The organism is Thermosyntropha tengcongensis, from assembly GCF_055381335.1.
Map to the genome: position 1 here is coordinate 671,004 of NZ_AP042437.1, position 15,167 is coordinate 686,170.

The window sequence follows — 15,167 nt, forward strand, 5'->3', positions numbered from 1 at the left end:
TGTAAGGCCGTCATTACGAGGATAGCCTCCGGTTTTACAGGCAATTGTAAAAATTGCGGGCGAGACCTTTTATCTACTTTTAAATTAAGGTAGGTAAAAGGTCTTTTTTGTTGGTCAAACGAGAATAATAAAAAGGATAAGGAGGGGTTTTATGGAGTTTTCTATTCTGGCTGAGTATCTGGGTATACTGCTGTTTTTGATAGTTTTAGAAGGAATACTGGCAGCAGATAATGCACTGGTTCTGGCGGTAATAGTTAAAAATCTTCCCCCACAGGAAAGAAAAAAGGCGCTGTTTTATGGTTTGCTGGGGGCTTTTGTTTTCCGGCTGGCTTCACTTTTTGCTATCTCTTTGATAGTAGGGGTATGGCAGCTGCAGGCAGCAGGGGCCTTGTATCTTCTGATAGTGGCAGCAAGCTATTTTTACAAAAAGAGATTAAAAGGGGAAAAAGAAGCTGAAGGGCTGGAAATTCAAATGGAGGAAAGCAACACCACCTATAACTTCTGGAAAACAGTATTAAAAGTAGAGCTTGCTGATATAGCTTTTGCGGTAGATTCCATACTGGCTGCTGTCGCTCTGGCTTTAGCCCTTCCTGCTACTCCTTTGCCAGCTATAGGAGGGATGGATGGAGGACAGTTTTTGGTAGTATTTACAGGAGGATTTGTGGGACTTGTAATTATGCGCTTTGCTGCTTCACTTTTTGTAAATCTTCTCGAACGCAAAAAAGGCCTGGAAGACGCAGCTTTTGCTATTGTAGGATGGGTAGGGGTAAAACTCATTTTGACTGCTTTATCCCATCCGGGGGTAGCTCTTTTGCCAGCGGGGCTTACTAAAGAGGCGGAGTGGAAAGCTGTCTTCTATCTGGTGATTTTAATAATAGTATGGCTGGGATGGAAAAAAGAGGAGAAAAAAGTTTAGAGGGGTGACAAAATAGGAGCAAATCTGCACCAAATAACAGTATTTTTTGTGGTAGAATAAAAACGGATTTTTAAAAGGGGGAGAACTTATGGCAAGGATTAAGGGTGCAGTTTGCTTATCTGTCCTTTTATTTTTGTGCATGCTGGCTTCAGGCATTTTTTCTTTCCAGCCAGAGGCGAAGGCTTCTGAAGATATGATGGCAGAACTATATGAGAAGGCTTTGGTTCTGGAAGTAAAAGACGAGGTTCCCGGTACGGAAAATGAGGAACAGGTGTTTACGGAACAGATTATAAAGGTTAAGGTGCTTTCGGGAAAGTATAAAGGCAGGGTTATGGAAGCGCGCAATTCTTTATCTGGCAGTAAAGGATGGGATCTGGTAGTAAAGCCCGGGGATAAGGTTGTCCTTTATATGACCGAGGAAAATGGCAAGCTTAATGAGGTGTATATAGCTGATATGGCAAGGAGTTCATATCTGAATTACCTGGCTTTGCTTTTCATATTTTCCCTGGTACTTATTGGGGGGATTAAAGGGATAAAATCGCTGGTAGCTTTGGGCTTTACCATCCTGGGCATTTATAAGATTTTGCTGCCTGCCCTTATGAAGGGTTATTCCCCTCTGCCGGTTACCATAGCTGTGCTTATAGGGGTTACCCTTCTGACCATGTTTATAGTGGGAGGAGTGAGCCGCAAGTCAGTGGCCGCAACTCTGGGGACAGTAGGAGGAGTAATTATTGCCGGATTGATTGCCATGTATATAGGAGACCTGGCTCATTTGACCGGATATGCGACAGAGGAAAGCCGTATGCTTTTGTATGTCGATAATTTTAAGATAGACATGAAAGGGCTTCTGTTTGCCGGCATAATAATTGGAGCCCTGGGGGCTACTATGGATGTGGCCATATCCATAGCTTCCGCTATCGATGAGATAAAGAAGGCTAATCCAGGCTTAACTAAAGCACAGCTTATCGGGGCCGGCATGAATGTAGGGCGCGATATTATGGGAACCATGGCGAATACCTTGATCCTGGCTTATACCGGAGGGGCTTTGCCTTTGCTGCTTCTTTTTATGGCTTATAATACTCCGGGAATACGGATATTTAATGCCGAAATGATTGCTACCGAAATAGTAAGGGCACTGGCAGGCAGTATAGGATTGATATTCTGTGTGCCCCTTACTGCTGTTATTGCTGGTATTCTGGCGACCGAAGAAAAATCGGTTTATTATGAGCGGAATTTTTAAGCTTGTTTAAAGGCCGCTTCTCCGCTGGCAGGGGAAGATAGGCCTTTTATTGTATTTAACTTAAGAAAGGGGAAGAAAGGTATGAATTTCACAGGCCTTATATTTGGTTTTTTTGTGTTTTTGTCAATCGGCATTTACCATATACTGGTGGTCAAAATAGAGTACCACATGGGAACCTGGCCCTGGGTAGTTTTTTTGGTTTTGGGCTTGGTGTGTATTTATCTGTCTCTTGCTGGAGATAGTGATGCTGTTTCGATATTCTGGGGCTATTTGGGCTTTGTAAATCTCTGGACGATAAGAGAACTGTTTGAACAGAGAAAAAGGGTAGAAAAAGGCTGGTACCCATCTAAAAGATGATTTTATTTTTTATATTATGATGTTAAAATAATATAAATGATAACTATTGTCAGCTAATGAGGGAGCATGATGGATAAAAAGATTGCCAGCAAGTTAAAAGAGAATAACTATAAGCTTACCGAACAGAGAGAAGCGGTGCTGGAAGTAATGCTTGACAACCGGGGGAAGCATTTGAGTGCGGAAGAGGTTCTGCAGGAAGCCAAGCAGAAAATGCCTAATATAGGGATAGCTACGGTTTACCGAACCCTTGAAAAGCTGGCCAGCATGGATATTTTATACAAAACTATGTTTGAAGGCGGAAAGTTTCGTTATGAACTTTCTGATGAAGATGCTCATCAGCATCACCATATTGTTTGCCTCAAATGCGGGCAGATCTATGAATTTGAGGAAGATCTGCTCAATGAACTGGAGAAAAGGCTGGAAGACCGGGGTTTTGAAATAGTTGATCACGAACTCAAGTTTTATGGATATTGCCCTGCATGTAGAAGAAACCAGAGAGAATAAAATTATTTTATGGCATTTATATGATAATGATTATTAGTATTAATATTCATGAAGGCAGGAGGCAGGCCTATGTATATTGCTGTGCTGGGTAATCCCAATGTAGGAAAAAGTTCTGTGCTGAACCGGCTTACGGGGAGCATGGTTTTTATATCCAATTATCCCGGAACCTCGGTTGATATATATGAAGCCTCTATGAAACTGGCAGGCAAAAATTTTACCCTTTATGATACTCCGGGTATCTATTCGCTTTTTTCTGATGGTGATGAACAAAAAGCGGTAAAAGAGCTTCTGGAGAATAAAGATATTGGCCTGGTTTTAGATATTGTTGATGCGGCCAATCTGGAAAGAAACCTGGTTCTTACCCTGGAAATAATAGAAACCGGCTTGCCGGTAATTGTAGTCCTCAACCAGATAGACCGGGCCAGGAGTTTGGGAATGAAGATTGATGTACAAATGCTGGAAAAACTGCTTAAGGTTCCGATAGTACCTTTTTCAGCTGCTACCGGGGAAGGTTTGCTTGAACTGCAAAACCTTATTTTGAAGCAGCATGATGTGACAAGAAACCTGAGAGTAAGGGATGAAGCAAAGAACATTTCGATGGTAGCTCTGGATAATACTATGGGCTGTGCCGGACAGTGTACCAGGTGTTCGATTCCGGAAGTAAAATGTGCTACCCTGGCCCATTTTAAAAGAGCGGAAAAGGCAAGAACCATTGCTGGCATGGTGGTATATGAAACCGCGAAAAAAGAAAAGCTTATACTGGACAGGGTGCAGGATATCATAGACAGGCCTGTTGTAGGGACTTTTTTGCTTCTTCTATTTGCTTATCTGGCTTTCCTGGTCTTGCTGAAATTTATAAACTTCAGCGAAGGGCCTATAAGCCTGGTGCTGGAACCGGTAAATAAATTTTTGTCTGATTTTATTCTGGATATCCTGCCTCCGGGCATGCTGGGCAATATACTGGCCAGGGCGATACCGGAAGGATTGATAATCCCTTTTACTATAATAATGCCAGCCATGTTGATGGTAAGCATTATTATGTCGGTAATTGAAGATACTGGCCTTTTGCCGCGTTATTCAGTAGCGCTGGAAAGGGTGGGGAGCTGTTTTGGGGTATCAGGGCAGGCGGTAATTCCGCTGGCTTTGGGGTTTGGATGTCGTACACCGGCGGTTCTGGCTACCCGCATAATGCCTGATTATACACAGAGGTTTATCATTATAACCCTTTTAAGTATTGTTATACCCTGTGCAGCTACCCTGGGCATATTAACATCAGTTATAAGTGCCTTTAATGCATCCCTGCTGGTTATTATGCTCACAATGCTCACGACCTTAATGGCGCTGGGGCTGATACTTAGCCGTCTAAATCCGCGGGAAGAAGTTTTTGTTTATGAACTTCCGCCCCTCAGGATACCCCTGGGAAAGAATGTCTGGAATAAGATTAAGATGCGCTTTTCAGGATTTTTCACGGAAATACTGCCGCTTTTACTGGTTATGAGTATTATCATCAGGGCTTTGATAGAATCTGGAGTTTTAGAATATTTTAAAAGTCTTGAGGGTTTTACCAGATTTTTGTTTGGTATTCCAGCTGAGGCATTTGTAGCTGTGCTGGTGACCATATTTCAGCGTTATCTGGCACCTCTGGTTTTGCTTAATTTGAATTTGACGCCCAGAGAAGCTACTATTGCCATAAGTATGATAGCCCTTTCCCTTCCCTGTCTGCCGGTAATGGTAATGACGATAAGGGAGATAGGGGTAAAGGGGCTTATAAAGATATTGATGCTTGGTTTTTTTACTTCTTTCACAGTAGGGATTATGCTTAATCTTATTTTGCCAGCATAAAAAGGGGTGATAGAATGAAGGTGGCAGAACTGCGTCCAGGACAAAAAGCAAGGGTAAAAGAGATCAAAAAAGGGGTAAGTGGTCAAAGAAGGCTTTTTGAAATAGGCCTGATACCGGGAACGGAGTTGAAACTGGTTTCCAGTCATCCCTTTAACGGGCCTCTGGTATTGCAGATAGGCAATTCCAAGATAGCTCTGGGGCGGGGTATGGCGGAAGCAGTAGAAGTTGAGTTGCTGGAAGAATAAATTTAGGCTATTTATTATATATAAATAAAAATTTGAAAACCAAAATTATAAGTTTATGGTATTATGATGTATGAAGAAAAGTAATCAATTTAACAAATAATTTTGAATATTCGCCACAGCTGCGGTAAAATTTTTTTAATCAGAGGTTTGTTGTAGCATAACTTTAAGTAATGATAAAATGTATTATAATAGTTCAGGTAGCAGAAAAATTAGGAGGAAAATAAATGCTGGTACTGAAAAATATAACAATGGCCCTGGAAGGCAACGGGGAAAATAAGGAAATATTAAAAGGCATAAATGTGGAGTTTAAACCGGGAAAGCTTTACGGTATAACCGGTCCTAATGGGGGAGGCAAGACCTCGCTGGCCAAGGTTATCATGGGTATATACAGGCATACGGAAGGAAGCATTTATTTTAATGGAGAAGAAATAGGAAATCTTTCCGTAACTGAAAGAGCCAGAAAAGGGATTGCCTATGCTTTTCAGCAGCCTCCCCGGTTCAAAGGGATTGCGGTACGGGATTTGCTTAAGATTGCCAATCCGGATATGGATGAGAGCCTTATGCGCAAAAGCCTGCGGGATGTCGGTTTGTGTCCCGAAGATTATCTGGAAAGGGAGCTGGATGCAGGTTTAAGCGGTGGAGAGATAAAGAGGCTTGAGATAGCGCAGGTTTTGGCCAGAAAAGCTAAGTTGAGCATTTTCGATGAACCGGAGGCTGGAGTTGACCTGTGGACCATACAAAAGCTTATTCACATAATAATGAGCAATTATAAAGAAAGTCCGGATTCTACGGCGATTATTATTACCCATAATGAAAATGTCCTTCCGGTTTGTGATGAGATAATAGTTATAAAAGACGGGGTAATTGATGTAATAGGACGTCCGGAAGAGGTTTGGCCGTTTATAAAAGATGAGATAGAATGCAAGCGGAGAATGGAATGTAGAGGAGAAATGGTATATGGAATTAAGTAGCCTGGATGTGGAAATTTTAAAAGCAGTGGCGGATATTGATGGTATTCCTTCCGGGGCAGTTAATATCCGCAAAGATGGTGAAGCGGTAATAAGAAGTTCTTCTTCCAATATAAAGATAAGTTCGCATCCGCAGCACGGGGGACTGGTGGTAGAGATAAAGCCAGGCACCAAAAATGAAAAGGTACATGTGCCGGTTATTTTGACCAGGCCAGGTTTTAAGGATAAGGTTTACAATACCTTTATAGTGGGGGAAGATGCTGACGCTACTATAATTGCTGGCTGTGGCATACATAATGAAAGCCATAGTGAATCAAGGCATGACGGCATACATGAGATAATAGTGAAAAAGGGAGCCCACTTAAAGTATGTAGAAAAACATTATGGACAGGGAAAAAGCACCGGAAAAAAAGTTTTGAACCCTTATGCGGTAATAAGGCTGGAAGAAGGGGCCAGTGCTGAACTGGAGATGGTGCAGATAAGAGGGGTAGATGATACTTCCCGGACTACGGTGGCTTATATTGGAGAAAATGCCAGTTTGAAGATTATAGAACGGCTTTTGACCCATGGGGAGCAAAATGCCCAATCTAGTATTGATATATATATTGAAGGCAAAAATGGGAGTGCCCAAATTTTATCAAGGTCAGTGGCCCAGGATGCTTCCATACAGCTTTTTAAGGCTTCTCTCACTGGAAAAACTGCCTGTTTTGGACATGTAGAATGTGATGCTATTATAATGGACAATGCCAAAATAAAGGCTATTCCGGCTCTGATAGCAGAAGATGCGGATGCGGTTCTTACTCATGAAGCTGCTATTGGCAAGATTGCGGGAGAACAGCTGATAAAGCTTATGTCGCTGGGGCTTACGGAAAAAGAAGCGATTGAAACTATATTAAATGGTTTCTTAAGATAGGCAGGTGAATATATGAATATTAATCTACTTAAAACCTATATCAGGGTTATTGAGACACAGAATCTTTCCAAAACGGCAGAAGAATTTGGCCTTTCCCAGCCGGCTGTAACCAAACAGATACAGGCTCTGGAAGATATGTACGGAGTTTTGCTTCTTGAAAGGTCGGGAAGAAAGCTTAAACCTACTGAAGCGGGCGAAGTTTTGTATCAGCATGCGCGGGAAGTTTTAAAAGCCGTGGAAAAAGCTGAAAAGGCTATGGAAGAAATAGCTGAGAGCCGTAAAGGCAAACTTTTTATAGGTGCCAGCACTATACCGGGACAGTATATCCTGCCTTCTATTTTAAAGAATTTTAAGGATGAAAACCCGCATATAAGCATCAGTATGGATATAGGGGATACGGAGGAGATTTTTGGCCGTATAGCGGAAAGAGAGCTGGATGCAGGTATTGTAGGGGGCTGGATAAATAACCGCAAGGTAGATGGTTTTAAATGGCTGGAAGATGAGCTGGTGGTTATTGTACCTGATAGTCATAGCTTAGCTAAAAAAGAGGAAGTAGATGTAAAGGATATTTTACAGGAACGCTGGATTTTCCGGGAAAAGGGATCCGGAACCCGCAGGGCGGTAGAAGAACTTTTATTGGCTTATGATATTAAAAAAGATGATTTAAATATCTACATGGAAGCAGGCAGTACGGAAGCAGTTTTGGCGGTGGTGGAATCAGGAATGGGTATATCCATAGTTTCCAGATGGGCACTTAATAATATCGATGGTTACCGAAAGATAAAGGTATTAAAAATTAAAAACCCTAAAGTAAAAAGGTTTTTTTATGTGATATATCCCAGGCAAAAATCACGCCGCAAATCAGTGCAGGATTTTCTAAATTATATAAAAGAACAGGGGCAGAGCTTAGGTTCCTAAGCTCATTTTTTTTGAAAAGTTGGGGAAAAATAGGTTTGCATTTTAAAAGAGCTCAGAATATAATAATTCTATTGTTTAAAGGCTTAATGAAATATGGCATAAAGGAGGAAGGATATTTGGAACTCTGGGTTACTGAATACCAGACACCTAATTTGGGATTTTCCTGTAAAGTTAAAGCTACTTTAAGGAATGAAGAGACTCCTTTTCAGCATCTGGCTGTAGTAGACACTGAACAGTTTGGCAGAATGCTTCTTTTGGATGGCATGGTCATGACTACTGATGTAGATGAGTTTGTCTACCATGAGATGATTACCCAGATAGCTTTAAATTCTCATCCCCATCCGGAAAAGGTTCTCATAATAGGTGGCGGAGATGGCGGAGCTTTAAGGGAAGTGGTAAATCATCCCCAAGTAAAAAAAGGAACTCTGGTAGAAATAGATGAACGTGTTATACAGGCAGCTCGTGACTTTTTCCCTGCTTTGGCCTGTTCTTTTGACCATCCCAAGGCTGAGGTAATAGTAGATGATGGAGTGAAATTTGTTAAAGAGCATAAAAATACTTTTGATGTAATCCTGGTTGATTCCACAGAACCTGTAGGTCCGGCTGTCGAACTCTTTTCTCAGAACTTTTACCGGGATGTTTATGAAGCTCTAAAAGATGATGGCATGCTGGTAGTCCAGAGCGAATCTCCTTTTTATAATAAAGATGTTATAAAGATGGCTTTTTCAGGTATAAAAAATGTATTCCCTATATGCAAGCTTTATTTGGCGAGCATACCTACTTATCCCAGTGGACTGTGGAGTTTTACGGTTGGTTCCAAAAAATATAATCCAGAAGAGATAGATTTTGTTTACGAGAATGCGGATTTAAAATATTATTCGCCTGAAGTGCATAAAGCAGCTTTCAAGCTTCCGCCTTTTGTTAAGAAGATTATTGAGGGAGATGAATAAAGTTGAATTCCTTTGCTGTACCTTATTTAGAAAAAAAAGCTGCTTTCATGGCCAGCTCGGATAAGCTGGATGAATGTGAAAAGGTTATAATCGGTATCCCTATGGATCTTACCACCAGCTTCAGGCCGGGAACCAGGCTGGCACCTTTTCGCATACGGGAGGTTTCGGAAGGAATAGAAGAATACAGCGTATATCAAGATAAGTCGCTGGAAGATATAAGTTTTTATGATGCCGGTGATATAGCAATACCTTACGGTAATGTTGAGGAGAGCTTAAGAAGGATAGAAGAAGTTGCCTCTTTTTTTCTTAAATCCGGCAAGAAGGTTTTTGCTTTAGGGGGGGAACATCTAGTATCCCTGCCTTTGATAAAGGCTTATAAAAAATTTTATCCGGATTTAGCAGTAATTCAGTTTGATGCTCATGCTGATTTAAGGCTTGATTATCTGGGAGAAAGTTTTTCCCATGCCACGGTAATGCGCAAAGTGGTAGAAATAATAGGCCCGGGAAATCTTTATCAGCTGGGAATTCGTTCCGGTACCCGGGAAGAAATGGAATATGCAGTGCTTAATACTAATATGTATCTAAACAGGCTGTCTTCCGCGGTGGAAGAGGTTAAGGAGAGAGTAGGCAGGCGCAAGGTTTATATAACCCTGGACATTGATGTTCTGGACCCTGCTTTTGCTCCCGGTACGGGAACTCCGGAAGCGGGAGGTTTTTCTTCGCGGGAATTGTTTGAGGTTTTGCTGGCCTTAAGAGATCTTGACATAGTTGGATTTGATCTGGTGGAAATATCTCCCCCTTATGAACAAAATGACAATACTTCCCTTTTAGGGGCCAAGATTTTAAGAGAAGTTTTGCTGGCTTATTAAGAGAAAAGAGGGTAAGTTTATAAGGCTTACCCTCTTTTTTATATTCTTATTTAGTAATTTTCACACATCACTTCGTAATAGCTTTGCGGATGGGCACAGGCCGGGCAGATTTCGGGAGCTTCTGTACCTTCATGAACATAACCGCAGTTGCGGCATTTCCATTTTACAGGATGATCTTTTTTGAAGACCGTTTTATTTTTAACATTTTCCAGAAGTTTTCTGAAGCGTTTTTCATGCTCTTCTTCTACTTCCGCAATTTCCCGGAATACATCGGCTATTTCATCAAAGCCTTCTTCCCTGGCTATTTTTTCAAATTCAGGATACATGCTGGTATGTTCGTGGTTTTCCCCCAGGGCAGCCTTAAGTAGGTTTTCTTCAGTTGCCGGTATAGAGCCGCCTACCAGAAATTTGTAAAGCCTTTTCGCATGTTCTTTTTCATTATCTGCTGTTTCCAGGAAGATGGCAGCTATCTGTTTGTATCCTTCTTTATCAGCCTGGCTGGCAAAGAAGGTATACAGGTTGCGGGCTTTAGATTCCCCAGCAAAAGCTTCCCACAGGTTTTTTTCCGTCCTGGTTCCCTTAAGATCTTTCATAATCCTTCCTCCTTCGTTCTAAAATCTCGTGAGATAGGCAGGGTATACATAGATGGTATCCAGGCTTGCTTTTTTGCAGGTCATAAATTGATTCAAAAATTCAGTTATATTTTCACTTTCTTCCTCTGACAGGTTATCTGCATTATAACCTTTAATTTGAAATAAGGCAATATCTGCCTCCATCCAGTTAAGAAGCCTCAGCTCCTGCAGCCCTTCTTCCAAAAATTCCAGATCCCTGTAGGGCATGGAGAAAGGGGTGCTGGATTTGCTTTTTATATGGGCTTCCAGTTTATCTATGAAATATTTGAGCTTTTCTTCTTTTTCCGGTGTTATACAGTATTGAAAGAGGATATCATAAAGGGTCTGGGCAGTTATTATAGCGGTTATATTAGGAAGAAGCAGGTGTTTTTCGGTGCGCAGGAATTTAAGCTCGAATTCTGGAAGGTTTGTCAATCTTTTTCACCCCTTTTAAGCGGTAATTTAGGCTTTTTAATATAAATAATAGAGCTTTTAAAATATTTTTGGCAATTATTTTTTATTCGCCTGTTAAAACAGCTTAATAAAACTAAAGGGGAAAATTAATCCCCTTTAGTAGCAAATCCCTGAATTATTTAAAATAAGCAATCTTCATGGCCTCTCTTACTTCTTCCATGGTTTCTTTGGCTACTGCATGGGCTTTTAAGGTGCCATCGCGCAGTATATCTTTAATATCGTCAGGGCTGTATTTTTGTCTCCTTTCGTGCATGGGAGATAGAAGTTCATTAATTTTATTAGCCAGATTTTTCTTGCAGGCTACACATCCTATATTCCCCTGCCGGCAGTCAATTTCAATGGCTGCTACTTCTGCTGGATTAAAAATCTTGTGATAAGCGAAAACGGTGCATACTTCAGGATGTCCGGGATCATTCTTTCTTATCCGTGCCGGGTCGGTTACCGCATTCCATACTTTTTTGTTTACTTCTTCCGGAGTATCGCACAGATATATGGCATTATTAAGGCTTTTACTCATCTTGGCCTGCCCGTCAAGTCCTATAAGGCGCGGCACTTCTCCCACCATGGCCTGAGGTTCGACCAGTACAGGAGCATAAAGTTCATTAAAGCGGCGTACGATTTTGCGGGCAAATTCGATATGGGGAATCTGGTCTTCCCCTACCGGCACCAGATCAGCTTTAAATATGGTAATATCTGCTGCCTGGCTTACCGGATAGCCCAGGAAGCCGTAAGTCATTTCACTGAAGCCGTGCTGGGCAGCTTCAGTTTTTATAGTTGGATTATGCCGCAGTACATTTACGGAGGTAAACATGGAAAAATACATGGTAAGTTCATGTATTTCCGGTATCATGCTCTGGATAAAAATCGTTACCTTCTCCGGGTCAAGTCCAGCAGCCAGATAGTCAGAGGCTATCTGCATTACGCTTTGATACAGGCTTTCGCCTTTTTCCCAGTGGGTAGTGAGGGCCTGCACATCAGCGATTATAATATAACTTTCATATTCATCCTGCAGTTTGACCCGGTTTTTTAAACTTCCTACATAATGCCCCAGATGAAGGCTTCCGGTAGGGCGGTCACCTGTTAATATCCTTTTTCTTGTTTTTGGCATTTTTTATATTAACCTCCTGTTTTTGGGTAGATATAGTTTTAAAGTGTAAAGTTTCGGGATATAATTTTTGTATATAGAGGCTCAAAAAATTATATATTTGACTGTACGACTTTTTTAAAATAACATTATAAACTGTGGAATGCAAGCCTGTCTGGGGGATAAAAATTTATTTTAATAAGTAATTTATGTTTACACATAATAAAAAGGTGTAATAATATAATTATAAAGAATTTAAAGTTCAAAAAATTTGAGTAAAGGAGTTTGATTTATGAACGATTTATCAAGCTATATATGCTTTAATATGCGGGCGGCTATGAAAAAGATTGACAAACACCTAAGTGAAAAGCTCGAAGGTTATGGCATAAGTATCCCCCAATCGTTTATTTTGTGCTGCCTTCTGGGGGAAAATGGCTTAACTCTCAAGGAGATAGGCAACCGCACCTTGATTGACAGTTCTTCCATGACGGTTCTGGTTGATAAACTGGAAAAAGACAACCTGGTAGAAAGGCAGCTTGATTCCCAGGATCGTCGTGCCATAAGGGTTTTTATAACCGATAAAGGCAAGGAGATTGCCGAAAAAATTGAAAGTTTAGCCAGTGAGTTTAATGCTCACCTGTTTGAACTGCTCGGAGAAGGAAATCAAAAAGAATTTTTACACGGATTAAACAATATAATAAACGGATTGGAGTAAAAAAGGTTTAAATTTTTAAAATCTGTAAAATTAAAAAAGGATTTTCCTTTTCTATGTAGAATGATTACTAAATATCGACAAAATCTTATAGGTTAAAAAGCTCGCCGAGTTTATAATCCTAAGGTTTTTAGACTAAGGATTATAGACCGATGGGTATGGCTGGAAACGGCTGTGCCTCCCGTGTTTGGAAAGGAGAGCTAGTATTATGGTTAGCCTTTAGGTGCCAGGCGAGTATTTTTAAGTGCCTGGCTTTTTTATTGCAGATGGGGAGAAAAGGTTTATGGATACCATGGCTGTATTAATCGCGCAAAGAGAGGAAATAGCGGGGATTGTTTTTTTATCCCTGCTGGTATCTGGTTCGGCAACGGTTATAAGTTCGCTTGTAGCTATTCCCCTGGGCGCTTATCTGGCTCTTCGCCCTTTTAAAGGCAGAAATTTTTTTCTGCAGCTTTTGTATGCCTTCATGGCCATGCCTCCAGTTCTGGCCGGCCTTTTAGTGTTTATTCTTTTATCACGCAGTGGCCCTTTGGGAAGCCTTAATTTGCTTTTTACCCCTGCAGCGATGATTATTGCTCAGTGTATTCTGGTTTTGCCTATTGTGGCAGGACTGGTAGCCTCAGCGGTAGCTGCCAAAGAAAGGCTGGTTTATGAACATGCTTTAAGCCTGGGGGCTAGTCATCATCAGGCGATTTTAAAAGTTCTGTCTGAAACTCGATCTGGCATTATATCTGCGGTTATGACTGGTTTTGGCAGGGCTTTTGCCGAAGTAGGAGCTGTTATGATGGTGGGAGGCAATATGCGCTATAGTACGCGGGTGCTTACTACCGCTATTGTAACGGAAACCAGAAACGGAAATTTTGAAATGGCAGCGGCTTTAGGAATCATACTGCTTTCTCTATCTTTTATAATAAGCTTTATAGTTCTTTTGAATATTGACGATTTAAGAAATGTTTCGAGGTAAGGTCTATGGGCGAGATTTTGCGGGTAGAGAATATAATAAAAAAATATGGCGAAAGGATAGTCCTTGATATAGAATATCTGCAAATAGATGAAAAAACTATCTATGCACTCCTGGGGCCTAATGGAGCAGGAAAGACTACTCTGCTCAGGATTTTGAATCTTTTGGAAGAACCTGATAGAGGCAGCATATTTTTTAAAGGAAAAAAGGTGCAAAAAGAAAGGGATCTAAAAATAGCAAGGCTTATGAGCATGGTTTTTCAAAAACCTTTGATGTTCAGGGGAACGGTATATCAAAATTTGGCTTATGGGCTTAAATTGAGAAGAATACCTGAAAAAGAGATTAAGAAAAGGGTTTATGAAGTCCTGGAATTTGTAGGTATGCAGGGTTTTAAAGATTTTACAGCCTGCAGGATGTCAGGCGGTGAAATGCAGCGGATAGCTATTGCCAGGGCTTTAGCTTTAAAACCGAAAATATTGTTTTTGGATGAACCGACAGCCAATCTTGATCCTGGAAGTGTACAGGCTATTGAGAAAATAATTAGGGAATTGCCTTCGGTTTATGGTACTACGGTTATCATGGTAACCCATAATCTGTTTCAGGCACAGCGCATAGCTGATGAGTGTATTTTGCTGATAGATGGAAAAATAGTGGAAAAAAGTGATAAGGAAGCATTTTTTAATTCTCCCATACAGCCTGCGACAAAAGCCTTTTTGACGGGGACTATGGTTTATTGAAAGGGGAGATAAAAAATGGTTTTTAAGATTCATAAACCATTTTTAATCTTTCTTATAGCTGCGGGTATTTTTTTTCTGCCTCTAGCTGCTGGATGCCAAAATAAATCTGCAGGGGAAGAAAAACTGCTTCTGGCTACCACTACCAGTACCCAGGATTCAGGGCTTTTAGATGTTTTGCTTCCTGTTTTCGAGAAAGAACATGGCATTAAAGTCAAAGTGGTAGCTGTAGGAAGCGGGCAGGCTATTAAAATGGGAGAAAAAGGAGAGGCTGATGTGCTTCTTGTACATTCACCGGAGGCAGAAAAAGAATTCATAGAGAAAGGCTGGGGAGTAAAAAGGCATCCGGTCATGAAAACCAGGTTTGTGCTGGCAGGGCCAAAAGATAATCCAGCCAGGATTGATGAGAAAGATGACATAATAACCGCTTTAAAAAAGATTGCGGAAAAGGAAAGCTTTTTTGTTTCCCGGGCTGATAATTCAGGAACTCATGTGAAAGAGCTTGCTTTATGGCAGGAAGCTGGGATAAAGCCGGCAGGGAATTGGTATATGCAAACCGGCCAGGGGATGGGAGAAACTCTTCTTATAGCAGATGAAAAAGGCGCTTATGTTCTAACTGATGAACCAACTTATTTGAATTTTTGCAAGAAAGGGAAGATAGGATTAAAAGTTTGGATAGAGGGAGATGAAAGGTTATTTAACAGCTACAGTGTAATTGCTGTAAATAAGGAGAAAAATCCGCATGTCAATTATGAGGGAGCAGAAAAATTTATAAGGTTTATAACCGGACCTGAGGGACAGGGCCTGATAAGGGAGTTTGGAACAAAAGAGTATGGAAAGTCCCTTTTTGTTCCGGATGCTGAATGAAG

The 15,167-nt window shown here is 41.0% G+C and carries 18 protein-coding genes and 1 riboswitch; of the genes, 15 read left to right on the forward strand and 3 right to left on the reverse strand.

Annotated features, from left to right (window positions below):
• Nucleotides 1-151 precede the first annotated feature (151 nt).
• The 11 genes from ACZ42E_RS03260 (at nucleotide 152) to speB (ending at nucleotide 9,722) form a co-directional block, all read left to right on the forward strand.
• Nucleotides 152-916, forward strand: coding sequence for a TerC family protein (locus tag ACZ42E_RS03260; protein WP_464893025.1), 765 nt, complete (start codon nucleotides 152-154; stop codon nucleotides 914-916).
• 88 nt (nucleotides 917-1,004) lie between these two features.
• Complete coding sequence (locus ACZ42E_RS03265) at nucleotides 1,005-2,156, forward strand: YibE/F family protein (protein WP_464893026.1); 1,152 nt, start codon at nucleotides 1,005-1,007, stop codon at nucleotides 2,154-2,156.
• 81 nt (nucleotides 2,157-2,237) lie between these two features.
• Nucleotides 2,238-2,513 (forward strand): DUF4491 family protein, encoded by a 276-nt coding sequence (locus ACZ42E_RS03270; protein ID WP_464893027.1) that lies wholly within the window; start codon nucleotides 2,238-2,240, stop codon nucleotides 2,511-2,513.
• A 66-nt stretch (nucleotides 2,514-2,579) separates the two neighbouring features.
• Entirely contained in the window at nucleotides 2,580-3,017 is a 438-nt protein-coding gene (locus ACZ42E_RS03275) for a Fur family transcriptional regulator (protein ID WP_464893028.1), read from the forward strand.
• Between the two features lie 69 nt (nucleotides 3,018-3,086).
• Nucleotides 3,087-4,859 (forward strand): ferrous iron transport protein B, encoded by a 1,773-nt coding sequence (gene feoB, locus ACZ42E_RS03280; RefSeq protein ID WP_464893029.1) that lies wholly within the window; start codon nucleotides 3,087-3,089, stop codon nucleotides 4,857-4,859.
• A gap of 14 nt (nucleotides 4,860-4,873) precedes the next feature.
• Nucleotides 4,874-5,104: a FeoA family protein gene (locus ACZ42E_RS03285; protein ID WP_464893030.1), complete on the forward strand. Its 231-nt coding sequence runs from the start codon at nucleotides 4,874-4,876 to the stop codon at nucleotides 5,102-5,104.
• A 224-nt stretch (nucleotides 5,105-5,328) separates the two neighbouring features.
• Nucleotides 5,329-6,075 carry an ATP-binding cassette domain-containing protein gene (locus ACZ42E_RS03290; protein ID WP_464893031.1) on the forward strand — a complete coding sequence of 249 codons (747 nt, stop codon included), beginning with the start codon at nucleotides 5,329-5,331 and terminating at the stop codon, nucleotides 6,073-6,075.
• Nucleotides 6,062-6,985, forward strand: a complete 924-nt coding sequence (locus tag ACZ42E_RS03295; protein ID WP_464893032.1) for a SufB/SufD family protein — start codon at nucleotides 6,062-6,064, stop codon at nucleotides 6,983-6,985. The genes ACZ42E_RS03290 and ACZ42E_RS03295 overlap by 14 nt, the downstream gene beginning before the upstream one ends.
• A gap of 12 nt (nucleotides 6,986-6,997) precedes the next feature.
• Nucleotides 6,998-7,903 carry a selenium metabolism-associated LysR family transcriptional regulator gene (locus ACZ42E_RS03300; protein ID WP_464893033.1) on the forward strand — a complete coding sequence of 302 codons (906 nt, stop codon included), beginning with the start codon at nucleotides 6,998-7,000 and terminating at the stop codon, nucleotides 7,901-7,903.
• 116 nt (nucleotides 7,904-8,019) lie between these two features.
• Nucleotides 8,020-8,853, forward strand: a complete 834-nt coding sequence (gene speE, locus ACZ42E_RS03305) for a polyamine aminopropyltransferase (RefSeq protein ID WP_464893034.1) — start codon at nucleotides 8,020-8,022, stop codon at nucleotides 8,851-8,853.
• Nucleotides 8,854-8,855: 2 nt separating this feature from the next.
• The gene (speB, locus tag ACZ42E_RS03310; protein WP_464893035.1) at nucleotides 8,856-9,722 is read left to right on the forward strand and encodes an agmatinase; all 867 of its coding nucleotides are present in this window, start codon (nucleotides 8,856-8,858) and stop codon (nucleotides 9,720-9,722) included.
• Nucleotides 9,723-9,772: 50 nt separating this feature from the next.
• Here speB and rbr read toward each other — a convergent pair whose 3' ends face one another.
• From rbr to trpS, 3 genes are all read right to left on the reverse strand, one after another.
• Nucleotides 9,773-10,315: a rubrerythrin gene (gene rbr / locus ACZ42E_RS03315; RefSeq protein WP_464893036.1), complete on the reverse strand. Its 543-nt coding sequence runs from the start codon at nucleotides 10,313-10,315 to the stop codon at nucleotides 9,773-9,775.
• Between the two features lie 18 nt (nucleotides 10,316-10,333).
• Entirely contained in the window at nucleotides 10,334-10,768 is a 435-nt protein-coding gene (locus ACZ42E_RS03320; protein WP_464893037.1) for a hypothetical protein, read from the reverse strand.
• A 154-nt stretch (nucleotides 10,769-10,922) separates the two neighbouring features.
• The gene (gene trpS / locus ACZ42E_RS03325; protein ID WP_464893038.1) at nucleotides 10,923-11,915 is read right to left on the reverse strand and encodes a tryptophan--tRNA ligase; all 993 of its coding nucleotides are present in this window, start codon (nucleotides 11,913-11,915) and stop codon (nucleotides 10,923-10,925) included.
• A 268-nt stretch (nucleotides 11,916-12,183) separates the two neighbouring features.
• Between trpS and ACZ42E_RS03330 the strand changes: the two genes are divergently transcribed.
• The 4 genes from ACZ42E_RS03330 (at nucleotide 12,184) to ACZ42E_RS03345 (ending at nucleotide 15,165) form a co-directional block, all read left to right on the forward strand.
• The gene (locus tag ACZ42E_RS03330) at nucleotides 12,184-12,606 is read left to right on the forward strand and encodes a MarR family winged helix-turn-helix transcriptional regulator (protein ID WP_464893039.1); all 423 of its coding nucleotides are present in this window, start codon (nucleotides 12,184-12,186) and stop codon (nucleotides 12,604-12,606) included.
• A 90-nt stretch (nucleotides 12,607-12,696) separates the two neighbouring features.
• A riboswitch (molybdenum cofactor riboswitch) is annotated at nucleotides 12,697-12,817 on the forward strand.
• A gap of 69 nt (nucleotides 12,818-12,886) precedes the next feature.
• Nucleotides 12,887-13,567: an ABC transporter permease gene (locus ACZ42E_RS03335; protein ID WP_464893040.1), complete on the forward strand. Its 681-nt coding sequence runs from the start codon at nucleotides 12,887-12,889 to the stop codon at nucleotides 13,565-13,567.
• Nucleotides 13,568-13,572: 5 nt separating this feature from the next.
• Complete coding sequence (locus ACZ42E_RS03340; protein ID WP_464893041.1) at nucleotides 13,573-14,301, forward strand: ABC transporter ATP-binding protein; 729 nt, start codon at nucleotides 13,573-13,575, stop codon at nucleotides 14,299-14,301.
• A gap of 15 nt (nucleotides 14,302-14,316) precedes the next feature.
• Nucleotides 14,317-15,165: an ABC transporter substrate-binding protein gene (locus tag ACZ42E_RS03345; RefSeq protein ID WP_464893042.1), complete on the forward strand. Its 849-nt coding sequence runs from the start codon at nucleotides 14,317-14,319 to the stop codon at nucleotides 15,163-15,165.
• Nucleotides 15,166-15,167 lie beyond the last annotated feature (2 nt).